The organism is Micromonospora sp. HNM0581, assembly GCF_012726175.1.
In the GTDB taxonomy this organism is placed as follows: domain Bacteria; phylum Actinomycetota; class Actinomycetes; order Mycobacteriales; family Micromonosporaceae; genus Micromonospora.
Genome location: NZ_JAASAD010000033.1, coordinates 1 through 17094, shown reverse-complemented (window position 1 = coordinate 17094; position 17094 = coordinate 1). Strand labels below are relative to the sequence as shown.

Genomic DNA, 17094 nt, shown 5'->3' with positions numbered 1-17094 from the left:
GGCCCGAAATGAGGTTGCTGACGTTCGGGTAGAAGAACATTTGGGCACCGCGCTGGTCGATCATTAACAGCGGGCCCTTGGCCACCCGGTGGCATCCTGCCAATGCGCCTTCAGCGGCCGGACCTTCGGATATCGGCTCAGTCGGGATGGCGGTGGTTGACATGGTCCCAGCCTGCCCAATCAGACCCTGCAGCTACCCGACGCTGAACACCGCGTAAAAAAGTTTAGGGAACTCCCTCACGTACGAAAGGAAATCGCTTGGAAACGGCAAGTGGACGTGAAATGACTGCAATTTGTCCTGGGCGCGATGTGTGTTGTCCGCGAGCGCCGTGCCGTCCGACGAAAGTAGGCCACGTCGTATCCGGCGCGGCTGGTCCCGACTCTGGAGCATGAGGTTGGGCCGGTCGCACCACCGTCGCCGAGTGAGGGAAATCCCCCGATCCCGTATCAGGCCGGTACGAGAGCCCCGACCGGTAGGTGGCTACCCCATGCTGTGGTCATGGGCCGGTTGTCGTTGCGTCTCGGCCGGCGGCCGACGTCGGCGCCACCCGCTCTCGGCGACGGACTGATCGCCGAGCACTTTGGCGCGGGGGCGATTCTCAGCCACCCCGCTGACCCGCCGTACAAGTACTGGCGGGCACTGCGAATGGTCGCGGGTGCCACAGATGAGCCGCTGGTGTCGATGTCGGCCGGCGCGGGCACCCATCTCGACGCCGGGAACCTGCTCTGTGACCTCGTCCGGAACACCGTGCGTACAGCACGTACGAGGCACAGCCGCGTCTGGCTTGTCTGTCCCGGGCTCGACGCTACCGCCCGGGACGGCGTCGGCTGGTTGGTCGCGCTGTCCCGCGCGGCCGGTGTCGACATCGTCGCGGCGGACGGTCCCATCGCCTTCCTCCCCGACGGCCGGCTGTATGCCGGCCCGGCGACCGGCGCGACAGGCTGGCGAACCTTCCACCCGCACGGCGCCGGTGACCGTATCGGTGAGCACTATCCAAGCTCGGGCCAGCTTCCCGAGTGGCCGCCCCTGGAGAGCGAGGCGGCGCCGGCGACCCTCGTGTCGGATCGTTGGCGGCGGCGCGACACCCGCATCTGGTTGCTCGGCGACGCGGAACCGGTGGTCGCGGAGGCGGTGCCGGCCGGCATTCTGCTGCGCCCGCTCGGGCTGTACTCATCGGACGCGTACCTTTCCGTCGATCCGATGTCGTCGACGATCACCGTGGGGACGGCCGGCTTCCCGGTGCCGGCGGCACTGGTGGCGGCCGTCCGTCGGCTTGTCGACGAAACCACTACCGGGCAGGCGGGTGGCCTGAAACTGAGGGTTGCCGGCGAGGTCGAGCTCACCATGTTGGAGGTGCTCGGCGACCTGGTAGGAGAGTGGGCGACAGTCGGCGAGGCGGCGTACGTGGCTACCCGCCCGCAGACCTCCGACGTCCCCTCGCCGCTGCCGGAGGCCCCGGTCGGACCGACCGTGCCCGCGATGGCGCCGGTCGAGCTGCGACAGGCCGCCCGATACCAGGAAATCGTCACGATGTCCGCGACGCCCGTGGTGACGGTCGCCGAACCCGTGACAGAAGAACGGCCACCGGAAGCCCCCTCAGACCCCGGGGAGGTGCGCCGCGACCCCCCTGCGGCGCCCTCCCCGGCCATACCACCGGCTTCCACCGCGTCGCCGGCCCCAGTGCCCGCGCCCGCCGCCCCGCCGGGGCTGCCTGCCCCGGCACCGGTCGTACACGTGCACGACCGGGCGAGTACCGCCGCCGAACAGCGCGAGTTCGTGGCAGCACTGGGCGCCGAGTTCACCGGCACCCTGGCGACGGTCAACGCTGCCCTGTCGACCTGGCCCGCGTTGCGTGACGATTCGCCGGGTGCGAAGGCGGACTACGCGGCGGTCTGTGTGTATCTCGGGCGGACCGACTGGGGCGGCGTGCGGTTGAACGCCGCCCTACGGGCCGGCCGGCTGCCTGACCTCGCCGGATATCTGCCCTGTCTGGTGTCCGGGATGCGCCGGCTGCCGCTACACCGTCGCGCTGTGCTCTGTCAGGCCACGCTGGGCGGGCCGGTCGAACGGAGCTACCCGGTGGGCGCCACGCTCACCGAGCCGACTTTCCGCAGTGCCAGCGCCGGACTGGACGTCGCCGTACCCGGTGCCGACATCGACCTGCTGATCTGGTCCCGTAGCGCGCGGCAGACATCGGTGCTCGGGTCGCCCGACCGGCCGTTGGACGAGGCGACCTTCCTCAGCGGTACCCGCTTCAAGGTGCTCGAGGTTCGCAGGTCGAAGCCGGGTGGCGGGGACGGTGCCGAGCTGCCCGCCGTCACGGTCCTGTTGCGCGAGGTGTCGCCGGGGGAGCGTACCGGGATGACCGGACTGGACGAGGCGGACCGGGTCGCGCTGAGTCGCCTCACGCGTGCCCTGGCGCAGCGCCGCAGTCAGTCGCCGCGCGTGGTCGAGGACGTCGACCTGGTGGAGCGTCTCGCCGGCCCGGCGTTGGGAGCGGGTGTGGCCGACGGCGCGATGGCATGTTCGTGATCGGCGGCGCATCCGCCCACCGGGCGATCGCGGCGATCACGTTGGTCGCCGCGACGGCAGTCCCCACACCACCGGCCGTGGACCAGGGTGGATGTATACCTGCGCCGACGAGCACCGAGACCGGTGTGCCGTGGAGTCAGCGGCGGCTGGGCATCGAGCGGGCCTGGCCGCTCTCGCGTGGTCAGGGGGTGCTGGTCGCGGTCGTGGACACCGGGGTCGACGCGAACGTGCCGCAACTACGCGGCCGGGTGTTGCCCGGAGCCGACCTGACCACCACCGGGCGTCCCCGAGCCGACGACGACTGCTTCGGCCACGGTACCTTCGTCGCCGGGATCCTCGGCGCGGCTCCGGCCGCCGGTACCGGCTTCGCCGGTGTCGCCCCGCAGGTGCGGATCCTACCGATCCGGGTGGCCCGCAGCATGGACGACGGCACCGTGCTGCGACTCGCCGCGGGGGTGCGGGTGGCGGTGGACTCCGGCGCCAAGGTGATCAATATTTCGGCCAGTACCTCGGTGCGGGAAGCGAACCTGGTCAAGGCCATCGAGTACGCGGAGGAACGCGACGTCGTGGTGGTCGCCGCGGCGGCCAACGGTGCCGAGCAGAACCGGGTCGTCGCCTACCCGGCGGCACTGCCGACGGTCGTGGCGGTAGGTGCGATCGACTCCGGTGGTGCCCTCGCTGGTTTCTCCCAGACCGGGGAGCATCTCGGACTGGCCGCGCCTGGTGTGGAGGTGACAAGTGTCGGACCAGGCGGTCCGGGTCACTGGCAAGGCAGCGGCACCAGCTACGCCGTACCCTTCGTGGCCGGTACGGCGGCGCTCGTGCGGGCCTACCGGCCCGGGCTGACGGCGGCGCAGGTGCGGGCGCGGCTGTTCGCCACCGCCGACCACCCGGCCGCCGCCATGCCCGACCCGGGTTTCGGCTGGGGGGTGGTCAACCCGGCTGCTGCGGTTTCGACGGTGCTGGCTGAGGAGGGCGGCGCGGGTGTCGCGGTACCGCCCCCGCCGATCCGTAGACCAGACCTTCCGCCGCCCGATCCGATCGGGCCACGTCTGGCGGCGCTCGCTGCCGGCATCGCGGTGGTGGCCACCGGCGTGGTCGCCCTGCTCACCGTTTTGCTGCCGGCCGCCAACCGGCGTCGCTGGCGACCCGCCCGTTCGGTGACGGTCGAGCAGGCCCGTCGGCCCTGACCGGGTGGCCCGGGAGCAACCGTCGATCGTGGACGTGTGTGGCCGGTGCCGCTTCCCTGCGGATCGTCGACGGGGAAGCGGCACCGGTTTCGACTATCTGACCTGGGGGGTCTGGACCAGGCAGACCTGACGGCGGCGGTTGATGTACTGGCCGCGCCCGGTCGGTAGCTTGCGGGGCTTGACGGTGCCCAGGAACGCACCCTCCTCGCGCGGGCAGGAGAGCAGCATGGCTGGTGTGCCGAGTTCCCACGCCCGGCGTAGGACCGCGTTGGACATTGCCCGCCCAGCCCCGGCGGTGCTGCGGGCGATGATGAGGTGGAGTCCGATGTCCGCGCCGTGCGGCAGCAGCGGCAGAAGCGGCTGAAGTGGGGCCTCCCGGCCACTCTCGATGAGATCGAAGTCGTCGACGATGATGAACAGCCGGCCGCCGGTCCACCAGTCCCGCTGGGGAAGGCGGCTGGGGGTGATCTCCGGGCCGGGTAGCCGACCCGTCATGATCTTGCCTGCCTCGGCCACCGTGGCGGCGAGGCGCTCGGTCGACATCGAGTAGCCGATCTGGTTCGCCTCCGGAATGGCGTCGTGCAGCTCCCGCCGGGAGTCGCCGAAGACGACCCGGGCCTCACCCGGCGGGTGGTGCGCCACGATCGAGCGGGCGATGTGTCGGAGCAGGTTCGTCTTGCCGGTTTCCGTGTCACCGAAAACCAGTAGATGCGGGCTGGTGTCGAAGTCGTGCCACAGTGGTTCCAGCCGGGCGTCGTCGAGCCCCAGCGGGATCCGGATCTCCGCCGACCGACTCGGCGCGGTGGCCGTCGGCAACTCACTGGCGGGCAGCCGGTCCGGCAGCAGCCGGACCCGGGGCGCGCGGGGCGCGGCCGGAACGTCCAGCGCCTCGACCAGTTCGGCGGTCGCCTCGGCCAGGTCGTCGGCGTTCTGGTAGCCGTCGATCCGAGGCAGCGCGGTCAGGAAGTGCTGCCGGTCGGTGGTGATGCCGCGCCCTGGAATGGCCGGCACGGTCGCCGCCGTACGACTGTGCACCTCGGACTCAACCGGGTCACCGAGCCGCAGCTCGAACCGGGTACCGAGCACGTCACGCAGCCACGGCCGCATCTCCGACCAGCGGCCGGCGGACACCACCAGGTGGATACCGAAGCTCAGACCCCGCGCGGCCAGCTCGCCGAAGCGGTCCTCCAGCTCGGAAAAGTCCTGGCGGACCGTGTACCAGCCGTCGACCACGAGGAACACGTCACCGTACGGGTCCAGGTCGCGGAACTTGCCGCCCCGTCGGGCACGCCGGTAGCTGGGCATCGAGTCGACACCGTGGTCGGCGAAGATCTGCTCCCGGCGGGCCATCAGGTTGGTCATCTCCAGGACCGTGCGGGTGACCCGATCCCGGTCGAGCCGTCCCGCGACGCTGCCCACCTGCGGCAACCGGGCAAGCGAGGCGAGGGCGCCGCCGCCGAAGTCCAGGCAGTAGACCTGCACCTCCTCGGCGGTGTGGGTGAGCGCCAGCGAGCAGATCAGGGTACGGATCAGGGTGCTCTTGCCGGACTGCGGGCCCCCTACCACTGCGAGGTTGCCGGTGCTGCCGGCGAGGCTGGCCAGGAGCAGTTCGCGCCGCTGCTGCGCCGGCAGGTCGACCAGACCGACCGGGACGGTGAGCGCTCCGGTGTTGAACTCCCCGACGGGACGTAGCCCGAGAGTCGGATGGTCGACGAGAGGCGGCAGCAGCTTCTCCAAGGTGGTGGTCTCGGTCAGCGGCGGCAGCCACACCTGATGTGCCGCCGGGCCGTGTCCGCGCAGCGCCGACAGCAGTACGTCGGCGAGCACCGGCGGTTTCTCCGCCGCGTCGTCCGGCTCGGGCTCGTGGTCGGCCGGCTGCTCCGGACGTAGGTGCACGGTACCGAAGGGGACCAGCCCCGCCCCGGCCGCTTTGCGCCGATTCCGACCCGGCGGCCGGTACGGTCCCGAGCAGTACGCGCCCTTGAACCGCAGCAGCGTCTGGGTGTCCGGGCGCAGGTAACCGTGGCCCGGCGCGTTGGGCAGCTCGTACGCGTCAGGTACCCCGATCACGCTGCGGCTCTCCATCGAGGAGAAGGTACGCAGGCCGATCCGGTAGGACAGGTGCGTCTCGATGCTGTGGATGCGGCCGTCGTCGAGCCGCTGACTGGCCAGCAGCAGGTGCACCCCGAGGCTACGGCCCAGCCGACCGATCATCGCGAAGACGTCGATGAACTCCGGTTTACTGCTCAGCATCTCGCTGAACTCGTCGACCACGATGAACAGCGCCGGCATCGGCTCCAACTGGACGCCGTCGGTGCGTGCCTTCTCGTACTCGCGGCGGGACGGGTAGCCGGTCGCCCGCAGGTGTTCCTGCCGGCGGTTCAGTTCGCCGGTGAGTGCATCCTGCATCCGGTCGACCAGCTCCAACTCCTCGGCCAGGTTGGTGATGACAGCCGACGTGTGTGGCAGGTTTTCGAAACCCAGGAACGCCGCACCACCCTTGAAGTCCACCAGGACCAGGTTGAGTTCCTCGGAGGAGTGCCGGGTGGCAAGCGCCAGCACCAGCGTACGCAGCAACTCGCTCTTGCCCGACCCGGTGGCGCCGATCAGCATCCCGTGTGGACCCATGCCGCCCTCGGCGGCCTCTTTGATGTCCAACTCGATCGGGGTGCCGTCGACGGACATCCCGATCGGTACCCGTAGCCGCTGTGCCGCCGTCCGCCCGCGGCGGTACGCCGCCGGGTCGAACGCGTACAGGTCGCCGAGTTGCAGCAGGCCGGCGAGGTCGTGGTCGGCGGTCATCGGCTCGTCGGTGTCGGTGCCCTGGCCGACCCGGTAACGAGCGATCGAGCGGGCCAGCGCCGAGACGGCTACCACCCCCAGCCGGTCGGGACGGCACAGCGGGCTGCTTGTCGACTTGCCCAGATGGTCGAAGGTCACCGTGTCCAGCTGCTGCCCGGCGGCTTCCAGCAGCAGGGTGTGCGGGCGGAACTCCCAGCCCAACGCGGCGGTGACGTCCAGGGTGACGACGTTGCGGTACCCCTCCACGCCGAGTCGGTGGTCCGTCGGTGGGCGCGGCCCGTCTAGCACCACCACGACGAACGGCTCGACCGAGGTGACCGGGGTGTCGGGCTCGAAACCGGGACGGTCGGGCAGCCGGAGGGCGGTGAGCAGTTCGCCGAGCTGGTCCGGGTCTGCGGCGAAGAGTCGCCGGGTGCCGGAGACGTCGGGAACCGTGTCGTCCTGCACGTGCGGTAGCCACTTCGCCCAGCTCCACTCGGGCTCGTCGGAGGCGATCACCAGCCGCAGCTCCTGAGGAGAGTGCCCGACGACCACCTGGGCGACGATCGCCCGTACCAGGGCGCGGACGGTCGAGATGTCACCGTGGAAAGCGACCCGGGCGAACCCGCGCAGGTAGACCGCGATCGGTGCCTCGGGGAGCGTGGAGTAGGCCCGCAGGAAACGCCGTAACGCGTGTGCGGCAAGCGGTTCGAGGTCCTCCAACGGTTTGCTCTGCGGAGGTAGCAGCCGAACGGTCGAACGGCGGGCGCCTAGCCCGATCCGTACCTCCCCGAAGTCCGGATGCGCGGTACGTCTTTCCCACAACCGCTGGCTCAGCGCCACCGACCACAGGCCGGCCGGGTCCGGGTGCTGCCACCGAGCGGCCCGTCGCTCCTCGACGACGGCGGCCCGCACTCGGCGTCGTACCTGACCCAGATAGCGCAGATAGTCGCGGCGTTCGCCGTTGAGCCGGTGCTTGTGCTGCCCGGCGTTACGGATCAGCGGTACGACGAGCATGGCGGTGGCGGAGAGCACCATCAGGCCGACACCGACGTACGCGAGCGCACCGGCGTTGGGGCGGAGGAACATCAACACCATGGCGAGGGAGGCGATCGCCATCGGGGCGAGCATCAACACCGCGCTGATACCCCGCTCGGCCGGCTCCGGGATGGCCGGAGGCTCCTGTAGGGATATCTCCTCGGCCGGTGCCACCGGCCCGGCCCTGCGTGGCTTGCGGGTGAACAGCACCGTGCCCACGACATCGCTCCTTTGATGGAGGGTTTCCCTCGATCTGGCGGCTACCGCTCCGCGTCGCCGCGTGGTGGAGGGCAGCCGTCCTATCGTCTCGGCGGGTCGCGGTGTCGCTGTGGGAGGCGAGGGCGGAAGCCGGCCGGGCCTTCGGAGCAGGTGCGGACCCACGATAGCAGGGGGCGACGGTGGCGGAAACGAAAGTCGATCCGGAGCAGTTACGAAAGATCGCCAAGGACATCGACGCGTTGCTGGACGATCAGAAGGCTTTCGCGGATCTCGGTGGTTGGACGCCGAACGCCGGCAAGTTCGACATGGCGGAGTGGCTCGAGTTCACCTACGTGGACCGCCGCGACGGACTGGTGCAGCATGTGCTGTATCTGGAGCGGGCGTGCTCGGAGATCGTCACCGGGCTGCGGAAGATCGCCAACGATTTCGAGTCGGTGGACGCCTCCAACGCCGACGCGGTGTCGACGTTCGACCAGCAGGCGACGGAGACGGTGACCGGTATGACCGATCCCGACTTCGAGGTCGCTAAGTCGAAGCAACCACCGGCCAACGGCTTCGACACCGGTGACAACGCCTTCACCGGCGACAAGCCGGTCGAGATCGACGGCGACAAGGTCGTGATGGACGGGGACCCGTTCGGTGGCGACATTCCGGGTCTCGACGAGTTCGCGGTGGTCGACCTGCCGGGCGACAAGGACCTCGACCTCGACGACGCCGACCTCGGACAACCCGGTGAGGACGGCGAGCGGGAGATTCCGACACACGAGTCGGACGGCCTCGACGCCAGCGACTTCAAAGCCGACGAGGACAAGTCCACCGAGGACGCCAGTCACCAGAACGACGGCAGCAACGACAACGACGACAACGACAACGACGACAACGACGACGACGAGGGCGGCAGCAGCGAGGATCAGAACGGCGGCGGTTCGCGCCCCACGGAGCCGGTCGGCGACGAGTACGACGAGTTCGCCCCGTACACCGGTGGCAAGACCTACCGGACGTACGACGATGGGCCGGAGGGCCCGAACGGCGAGACGATCTACTGGTACAACAGCGAACCGTACATTCTCGACCCGGACAACGATCACGACGAACACCACATGATCAAGCTGCCGGAGAACTGAGCCGGCGTCGATGGAACCACTGACCAGACAACGTATCGCCGCGCCGGTACGTCTCAGATTCGTGCTCGACAGCCGCGCTGTCGATGTCGCCCTGCCCGGCGAGGTGCCACTCGCCGAGGTACTTCCCTCCGTGCTGCCACTGCTCAACCCGGACGCCGCCGACCGAGGTGCGGAACACGACGGGTGGGTGGTGCAGCGTCTCGGTGAGCCGCCGCTGAACGAGGAACGGACCGCCGTCGAGCTCAACCTGCTCGACGGGGACGCACTGCATCTGCGCCCCCGGGCGGAGGCGCTGCCGCCACTGGACTTCGACGACCTGGTCGACGGGGTCGGTGACCAGGCCCGCACCAGTCCGCACCGCTGGACCGAGGGTCGTACCCGGTGGATGTTGATGACCTTCGGCGGTCTGCTGCTCTCTGCCGGTGTGGTGCTGCTCGCGTTGGGCGGTCCGGCGGCGGTCCGCGCCGCCGTCGGCGCGGTGCTGGCGGTGATCCTGCTCGGTGCCGCCGGACTGGTGTCCCGTGCGGTGGCCGACGCGCAGACCGGAACCATGCTGGCCGGGGTGGCGACCGGGTACGCCACACTGGCCGGCTGGCTCGGCGCGCAGGCACTGGCCCCGAACGCCGGGCCGGCGGTGGGGGTCTCGATGGCGTCCCTGGCAGCGCTGGTGTCACTCGCTGCGGGGCTCGCCCTGGTGGCCGATTCGGGGCTGCTCTTCACTGCCGCGCTGGCCTGCGCCGGCTGTGTCGTGGTGCCGGCGGTGCTGGCCGCGACGGGCGTGCTCGGTGTGCAGTCCGCAGCGGCCTGCGGCCTGAGCGCTTCGCTTGTGGTCACGCTGCTGCTGCCCCCGACCGCCTTCAAGCTCGGCGGTCTGGAGTTGCCGCTGCTGCCGGCCAAGCCGGAACAGCTCGGCGAGAGCATCGACTCCGTCCCCTACCAGATGGTGGTGGATCGGGGCGCTGCCGGGCTGTCCTACCTGGCCGCGCTGTCGGTCGGGGTAGGCACTGCCCAGGTACTGGTGGCCGGGGTGCTGGTGATGCCGGGTGGACGCTGGCCGATGGTGCTGGCCGGCCTCGTGGCGGCGCTGCTGTTCATGCGTTCCCGGCACCTGACCGGCACGGTCACCCGCTGGGCGACGATGACACCGGCGGTGGCGCTCGTGTTGTTCGACCTCGTCCGGTTCGCAGCGGACCGGACGGACCTGGTCCGCGCCGCGGTGGTCGTCCCCGCCGGGGTGGCGGTGGCCGGGGCGCTGCTGACTGCGGCGGCCACCCTGCCGGGGCGGCGGTTGCGACCGTACTGGGGACGGGCGGTGGACATCCTGGAGATCCTCGTCGCGGTGGCGGTCCTTCCCGTGCTCGGTGCGGTCCTCGGGGTCTACCAGGCGGTCCGGGCCTGGGCGAGCTGACCGGAGAGTGAACTGATGGAGTCCCGCCGCGACCAGGTCCACGCCTACTTCTATCTGGTGGGTCGCCTCAACTCGGCAGTCATGCAGGGTCGTCCCGACCCGTACGAGCCGCCGAACCGTAGGCCCGTCCTCGGGTACGTCATCGGCATCCTCGTCACCCTGGTGATCGCGGGTGGCTTCGGCATCTACGGCATCTTCCGGCCCGGCGGCGACAGTTCTTGGCGGCAGCCCGGGGTGGTCATCCAGGTGAACGAGACCGGGGCGCGTTATCTGCTGATCGAGGACCAACTACGCCCGGTGCTCAACTACGCCTCGGCCCGGCTGGTGCTCGGCAACGGTGAGGCGGCGCAGCTGGTCGGTGTTTCCCGGAACTCGCTGCGCGGGGTGCCGGTGGGTGCGCCCATCGGCATCCCCGACGCGCCGGACGCCCTGCCGGCCGCCGACCGGCTGGAAGCCGGAGCCTGGACGGTGTGCGCCGAGGCCACCGATGCGGCCGGGCGGGCGGGAACCACACTGCTGCTCGGTGCTGCCGTTCCGATGTCGTCGGTGGCCGACACCGACGGCTTCCTGGTCACCACCTCGGACGGTCAGGACCATCTGGTGTGGCAGGGGCGCCGGTACCGGCTGGCAGCGCAGGCCGCGGTGGCACTCGGGTACGCCGGGGTCCAACCGGTTCGAGTTACCCCGGCCTGGCTGAACCCGATCCCGGCCGGGCGGGACCTGACGTTCCCGGTGGTCGCCGGGCGCGGTGGGCCCGGTCCGCGGATCGGGACACGGACCAGCGTCGTCGGGCAGGTGTACGAGGCACGGGACCCGACCCGGGGCACCAGTGAGCTGTACCTGGTGCGGGCCGACGGGCTGGTGCGGTTGGGCCGCACCACGGCCGCCCTGGCGCTTGCCGATCCGGCCATCGGCGAAGCCTATCCGGGCGGGTCGGTGGCACCCCTGCCGGTGCGGCCGGACGAACTCGCCGCCGCGCCGGTGTCGGAGAGCGCCGAGCTGGTCAGCGGCTACCCGCCCGAGCCGCCCCGGCCGGTCGACGGGGGACTGCTCTGCGTCCGCTACGGATCGGCCGGGACCACCATCACGGTGAGTCTTGCCCGCGCCCCGGCGACGGCCACACGGTCGGCCGTACCGGTGCCACGAGCCGCCGCGGCGACCGGGACCGCGGACCGGATCCTGATCGAGGCCGGCACCGGGGTCATGGCCCGTAACCCGTACAGCCCGGGTGATGGGCTCTTCCTCGTCACCGAGTACGGCGTGAAGTACCCGGCACCGCCGAGTGGGGTGCAGGCCCTGGGCTACGCCGGGGTGACGCCTGTCGACGTACCGGTGGAGCTGCTCAACCTGTTGCCCACCGGCGCCGTCCTCGACCCGGCCGCTGCGCTCGCGGCCCGGACTTGGGCAGGCTGACGGGGGTTATCCCCCAAACCATGGTTCCGGTGGTGGTGGCCCGGCCACGGGGGCGCGGAACTCGACACCATGTGATCGACGGATTCGTATCAGAAGGAGGGGTGGCATGCCTACGAACATCGCTACCGACGTCGCCCATACCGTCGCCCAGAACCACCGAGACACGGGCGCTGAGATCGGGCGCGAGCGGGACAGGTTCAACGACGTGGTCGACGTGATGGACGACCACTGCACCGGCGCGATGATGAAGGCCCTGAGCGAGGCGCGGGTCACCTGGATGGAAGAACTGAGCAACATCATCAACGACCTGAACTTCATGGCCGAGCAGGTGGACCGCTCAGCGTCCGACCTTCAGACCCAGGACAGCGACAACGCGGGCGGGATCGCCGGTGTGGGCGTGAACATCCTTTCCGGCCTCTGAGTCACCTACCCGTTCACGACACGATCCGAAGGGAGCTGAGGTGTCCGACCTTATCGGCTATGACTACAACGCCATCGCGGATGGCATCTCGGACATGCAGTCCATCAACCGGCAGGTCGAAGGGCTGATCGAGGCACTCGCCAGGGAGACCGGTACCGCCCTCGACAACTGGGACGGTGAGGCTGCGGAGCAGTATCGACTGGCCGCTGAGCGGGTCCGGACGAACTTTGGTGACCTCAACAGCGTGGTCGCCCAGCTCGCCTCGGAACTCGGCATGCGGGCCGATGACATGCGGGCCCAGGACCAGCGTTCAGCGGGCGGGTTCTGAGTAGACGGAGGGCAGGCGACGCCGGGTGGACGTGGTGCCCCCGGCGTCCTGCCGGCTGTCCAGGTCTTCGATGGGTGGGGTGAGTCGTGGCATCGGGAAATCTTGGATCGTTCACCATGGATCCGCCGCGGGGTCAGACGTACGCCTCGCTGCAAGTATGGACGGAGCTTGGCCCCTACATCGAGGACATCATCGACCTGGGCAGTACCCCGGGTCAGGCCTGGTGGGATGCTGCGGAGAAATGGCAGCGGGCCAGGACCCGACTCGACGAGATCCTCGACGAGCTGGAGCGGCTCGCCGGGCAACTCAAGGGAGACAGTTTCAGCGGTCAGGCTGCGGAAGCCTTCCAGGACCATGTCACCAAGCTGATCAAGAGAAGTCGTGCGGGTGTCTACGACATCCTGACCGACGAGTATCTGCGGAACATCGGCAACGTCGGGCACGCGATCACCGTGTTCCGGTCGGACGTGTGGCGGATCGTCAACGCCGGTCACTACCTCGCCGACGAGTTGCGGGAGTACGTGCGCAACGTAGTCGACGCGGCATATCCCGGCAAGGGCGGCGACTACCAGGCCACGTTGAACAAGGGCCTGGAGGCCGCGTACCAGTACAGCGAACGCTGGATCATGTCGAAGATCAGGGCCCGCCTGGTGGAACTGGCGGATGTCGAGTTCGACACGTACGGCCGGAACCTCGCACCCCTGGACATCTCGCTGGTGACGTCGGACGCACCCGGTGGCGCTGGTGGCGACGAGAAGGACGGCACCGGCGGCGACAAGAAAAAGGAGGACGGCGACAACTCCGGCTCGGACGAGGACGAAAAGGAGAAGGAGGACAGCGACAACTCCGGCTCGGACGAGGACGAAAAGGAGAAGGAAGAACTCGGTCCCACCAAGAATCACCAGCTGTTCGAGGACGAGGAACAGGAGGAGTCCGAGGGCGGCGGCGGCTTACCCGAGTTCGACACCGAGGGCGTACCGGAGGATCAGACCGGCGGTTCGGGCGGCGGGGCCGGCAGTGGGTCGGGTGGTGGATCGGGAGACGGTTCTCCCAGCGACGAGAAACGGCAGCAGGCACTGGAGGACGCGCAGGACGCGGCGAACGACGCCATCGACGGGCTCAAAAATGGCGACCCGGCCTACGACGCGGCTCTCGACGAGGCCAAGGAAGCTGCAACGGAGGCCATCGAGGGCCTTCAGGGTGGCGGCGTCGAGGATCCTGACGCGGAAACCGGCGGCTCCGGGACTGGCGGTGGCGTCGACATGCCCGAAGACCTCGTCTCTGACGAGGCTGCCGGGGACGGCACGGGCGGTTCCGGATCGGGCGGCGGCCTGGGTGCGCCACCATCGATGCCGGACTTCGGTACCGGCGGTGGCGCCAAACCGGCCAAGAACAGCGCCGGTAACGCTGACAAGGAACGTGACAAGGCTCTGGACGAGGCGAAAGACGCCGCGAACGACGCGATCGAGGACCTCAAGGGTGCCGGTGGCACCGGTGACCCGGCCGCCGATGCGGCACGGGACAAGGCCTTGGAGGACGCGCAGGACGCGGTCAACGACGCGATCGACGGTCTCCAGGAGACGCCCGTCGAGTCGTACGACCCGGCGGCCGATTCGATCCGCGACGACGCTCTGACCGACGCGCAGGAGGCGGCCGACGAGGCGATCGAGGATCTGATGGGCGGCTCGTCCGGTGATCCCGAGGCGGACCGGGCCCGCGAGGAAGCCCTGACCGACGCGCAGGAGGCGGCGGACGAGGCGATCGAGGATCTGATCGGGGGCGGTACCGGCGACGAGGCGAAACTGCCTCCGACGTCTTCGGCCGACCCGGCTGACGAGGCCCGCGACGAGGCGTTGGCCGATGCCCGGGAAGCGGCGGAAGAGGCGATCGAGGATCTGATGGGCGGCTCGTCCGGTGATCCCGAGGCGGACCGGGCCCGCGAGGAAGCCCTGACCGACGCGCAGGAGGCGGCGGACGAGGCGATCGAGGACCTGATGGGTACCGACGCTGGTGACGTCACCCCCGACCAGGCGCGTGAGCGGGCGCTCGAGGAAGCTCAGGAAGCCGCGGACGAGGCGATCGAGGATCTCCTCGATTCACCCGACGCCGACGGGACGGCAGGTGACGCAATCGCCGACGCCCGCAAGGCATCTCAGGAGGCGCTCGACGACCTGGACGGTGAGGGTGACGAGCAGGGTGGCAGCGGCCAGTCCGGTCAGGAAGCAGACGTCGACCGGGCGCGGGAGGACGCGCTGGCCGACGCGCAGGAGGCCGCGGACCAGGCGATCGAAGATCTGCTGGACGCGGAGGACCCCGACGGTACGGCTGGTGCCGACGACGAGGAGACCCGCGACAACGCTCTGGTCGAGGCGCAGCAGGCGGTCACCGACGCGATCGACGAACTCATCGAGGACGAGTTGGCCGGTGAAGGCGAGGGCCGCAACGACGCGGAGCGTGAGGCCCGGGTCGAAGCCCTGACCGACGCCAAGGAGGCTGCCGACGAAGCGATCGACGAGCTCATCGAGGAAGGTGGCGACCATTCGTCGATCGCCGACTTCCTGAACGGCTCGGGGAGTTCGGGTGGATCCGGTACGGGCGGCAAAGACGACGGCGCCGGAGGTGGTGACCCGGGCGGCGGTGGCCTCGATGGTGGGGGGCTCGGCGGCGGATCGGACCCGGGCGGTGGCGGCGACGCGCCGGCACCACTGGAACTGGCACCGGTCCAGCAGGGCGGCGACAGCCATGTGGAGCGCACCAACCACTCGTTGGCGGGCGGCACGGCGAACCCGTACGGCGGCTCCGGCATGCCGATGTCACCGCCGATGGGCGGCGGGATGGGCGGCAACGACCGGGACCGCGAACGCAACACCTGGCTGGTCGGCGAGGACGGGGTGTGGGAAGACGAGACCGGCGCTGCGTCCAGCTCTGCCCTCGGGAGGGAGTGACCAGTGGACCGGTTCGTACCGAAAACCGGCCAACCCTGCACGCTGGACGAGATCGCGGGGGCTCTGGCCGACGCGTCACCGGCCGACATCTACCATGCCGCGGACCTGCTGGACCGGGCCCGGCGGGTGCTTGGCGAGCTGCTGGCCGGGCTCGATCGGGCCTGGGCCGAGTTGGACGCTGCCTGGTTGGGCGCCGGGGCGATCCTGGCCATCGGCCGGGACCTGTCGACCGGGACCAGTTCGCTCCTGCATGCCATGGACCAGGCGGACTGCGCGCAACCGCTCCGCGCCAGTGCGGGCGCTCTCGCCGCCGGGCAGGCCCAGATCCGGGAACTGCGGGCGGGACGGGACGCCGGGACGGCCGATCCTGCCGAGTACGACAAGCAGGCCACAGTCGTACTGCACGGGCTGTCGGAGACGTACCGGGAGACCGGACTCCGGTTGGGTGGGCAGGAGCCGCCCAGGCTTCCTGAGGCGGACACCGGGCAACTGCGCCCGACGGCAGAGGCCGACAGCGCGGCTCGGCTGACCCTCGCATCCGGTTCGGCAGCGGAGCCGGACGAGTTCTTCCGCCCGGTGGGCTCGACGCTCGCCACCGGGCGGCTCACTGAGCCTGCCGTACCCCCGGCCGGCGCTGCCGGTGGTGGTGGCTATCCGATGATGCCATTCATGCCCATGGGTGGTATGGGTGGCATGGGTGGCATGGGTGGTGTGCAGATGGATTCCACCACTCAGCAGCGGCGCGGCGGCGCGAGCCTCCCGGCTGACCGTGCTGTCTGGGGCGATGACGACGACGGGTGGCAGGTACTCGGTCGTCGTGGAACGGCCGAATCCGCAGACAACGCCAAGGGGCGGGTCGACGAGTTGCTGCGGGATCTCGAACAGACCCCGCTCATGCGTGAGTTCGACAAGCGGTCGAAGGGAGACCGACATGGTTGACCAGCCGGAGTTCCGGGCGGACAGGTACGGGTTGGAAGAGGCCCTCAGCATGCTCGCCGAGGAGCAGCGCAAGCTGGAGGAGTTCCAGCGCAGAATGAACGAGGCCAGCACCACTGTCGAGTCGGCGAACAAGATGGTCGCCGCCACCTTCGACGGTCGCGGCGAACTTGTCCGCCTCGAGTTCACCAACACCAGATACCGCACGATGGCTCCCGCCGAGCTGGCCAGCCTCCTGCTGGAGACGCTGCGTCGGGGCCGCGAGAAGTCGTTCGCGAAGGTCAGCGAACTGGCGGGTCGGGACGTGTTGCCCGGAGTTTCCTTCGGGCAACTTGCTGCTGGCAAGGTGGACCTGCACGAGATGACCGAATCGATGATGCGCTCCATGTTGGACCTTTCCGGGATCGTCGACACCACCGGTAAGAAGGAGTCTCAGAGCGATGGCGGATGAGACGCGGATCGACCCGGATGGCCTCCGGCCACTACTGCGTAGGGTCGGGGAGATCGGCGAGAGCCTGGCAGTGGCGGCTAATGCTGTGACCGGGATACGGGCGGAAGTGCCGCAGCCGTGGGGTGATGACAAGAACGGCAAGAACTTCGCCGACAACAACGAGGAGAAGGCCAACGGCGTCCTGACCGGCCTGCAGGACCAGATCCCGATCATCCGTGAGTTCGTCGATGTCGGACTGGACTCGGTCGACAATTTCGTGGCGCTCGACGAGGCAAACGCTCACGGTTTGGATCGTTAAGGTCCCGGT

12 protein-coding genes are annotated in these 17094 nt (G+C 69.7%); 11 read left to right on the top strand and 1 reads right to left on the bottom strand.

Annotation, left to right across the window (positions count from 1 at the left end; translation table 11 throughout):
* The first annotated feature begins 499 nt into the window (after positions 1-499).
* Both HCA58_RS22545 and mycP read left to right on the top strand, forming a co-directional pair.
* Positions 500-2533 carry a hypothetical protein gene (locus HCA58_RS22545; protein ID WP_169600000.1) on the top strand — a complete coding sequence of 678 codons (2034 nt, stop codon included), beginning with the start codon at positions 500-502 and terminating at the stop codon, positions 2531-2533.
* Complete coding sequence (gene mycP / locus HCA58_RS22540) at positions 2524-3723, top strand: type VII secretion-associated serine protease mycosin (RefSeq protein WP_169599998.1); 1200 nt, start codon at positions 2524-2526, stop codon at positions 3721-3723. Before HCA58_RS22545 ends, mycP begins: the two co-directional genes overlap by 10 nt.
* 93 nt (positions 3724-3816) lie before the next feature.
* Here the strand turns inward: mycP and eccCa are convergent, their stop codons facing one another.
* Positions 3817-7761 (bottom strand): type VII secretion protein EccCa, encoded by a 3945-nt coding sequence (gene eccCa / locus HCA58_RS22535; RefSeq protein WP_169599996.1) that lies wholly within the window; start codon positions 7759-7761, stop codon positions 3817-3819.
* A gap of 179 nt (positions 7762-7940) precedes the next feature.
* On the opposite strand from eccCa, the gene HCA58_RS22530 reads away from it, so the two are divergent.
* The 9 genes from HCA58_RS22530 (at position 7941) to HCA58_RS22490 (ending at position 17085) form a co-directional block, all read left to right on the top strand.
* Positions 7941-8885, top strand: coding sequence for a hypothetical protein (locus HCA58_RS22530; protein ID WP_169599994.1), 945 nt, complete (start codon positions 7941-7943; stop codon positions 8883-8885).
* A gap of 10 nt (positions 8886-8895) precedes the next feature.
* Positions 8896-10293, top strand: coding sequence for a type VII secretion integral membrane protein EccD (gene eccD, locus HCA58_RS22525; RefSeq protein WP_169599992.1), 1398 nt, complete (start codon positions 8896-8898; stop codon positions 10291-10293).
* Between the two features lie 15 nt (positions 10294-10308).
* Complete coding sequence (gene eccB / locus HCA58_RS22520; RefSeq protein ID WP_169599990.1) at positions 10309-11706, top strand: type VII secretion protein EccB; 1398 nt, start codon at positions 10309-10311, stop codon at positions 11704-11706.
* 106 nt (positions 11707-11812) lie between these two features.
* A complete protein-coding gene (locus HCA58_RS22515; protein WP_169599988.1) occupies positions 11813-12127 on the top strand; it encodes a hypothetical protein in 315 nt (104 codons plus the stop codon).
* A 40-nt stretch (positions 12128-12167) separates the two neighbouring features.
* Entirely contained in the window at positions 12168-12455 is a 288-nt protein-coding gene (locus HCA58_RS22510) for a WXG100 family type VII secretion target (RefSeq protein ID WP_169599986.1), read from the top strand.
* Between the two features lie 116 nt (positions 12456-12571).
* Positions 12572-15400: a hypothetical protein gene (locus HCA58_RS22505; RefSeq protein WP_169599984.1), complete on the top strand. Its 2829-nt coding sequence runs from the start codon at positions 12572-12574 to the stop codon at positions 15398-15400.
* Between the two features lie 3 nt (positions 15401-15403).
* Positions 15404-16339 (top strand): hypothetical protein, encoded by a 936-nt coding sequence (locus tag HCA58_RS22500; RefSeq protein ID WP_169599978.1) that lies wholly within the window; start codon positions 15404-15406, stop codon positions 16337-16339.
* A complete protein-coding gene (locus HCA58_RS22495; RefSeq protein WP_169599982.1) occupies positions 16332-16787 on the top strand; it encodes a YbaB/EbfC family nucleoid-associated protein in 456 nt (151 codons plus the stop codon). Before HCA58_RS22500 ends, HCA58_RS22495 begins: the two co-directional genes overlap by 8 nt.
* Positions 16777-17085: a hypothetical protein gene (locus HCA58_RS22490; RefSeq protein WP_169599980.1), complete on the top strand. Its 309-nt coding sequence runs from the start codon at positions 16777-16779 to the stop codon at positions 17083-17085. Before HCA58_RS22495 ends, HCA58_RS22490 begins: the two co-directional genes overlap by 11 nt.
* The last annotated feature ends 9 nt before the right edge of the window (positions 17086-17094 follow it).

Coding starts and splice junctions, on each gene's coding strand:
- HCA58_RS22545 (WP_169600000.1), top strand. CDS start 500: ATGGGCCGGTTGTCGTTGCGTCTCGGCCGGCGGCCGACGTCGGCGCCA.
- mycP (WP_169599998.1), top strand. CDS start 2,524: ATGTTCGTGATCGGCGGCGCATCCGCCCACCGGGCGATCGCGGCGATC.
- eccD (WP_169599992.1), top strand. CDS start 8,896: ATGGAACCACTGACCAGACAACGTATCGCCGCGCCGGTACGTCTCAGA.
- eccB (WP_169599990.1), top strand. CDS start 10,309: ATGGAGTCCCGCCGCGACCAGGTCCACGCCTACTTCTATCTGGTGGGT.
- HCA58_RS22515 (WP_169599988.1), top strand. CDS start 11,813: ATGCCTACGAACATCGCTACCGACGTCGCCCATACCGTCGCCCAGAAC.
- HCA58_RS22505 (WP_169599984.1), top strand. CDS start 12,572: ATGGATCCGCCGCGGGGTCAGACGTACGCCTCGCTGCAAGTATGGACG.
- HCA58_RS22495 (WP_169599982.1), top strand. CDS start 16,332: ATGGTTGACCAGCCGGAGTTCCGGGCGGACAGGTACGGGTTGGAAGAG.
- HCA58_RS22490 (WP_169599980.1), top strand. CDS start 16,777: ATGGCGGATGAGACGCGGATCGACCCGGATGGCCTCCGGCCACTACTG.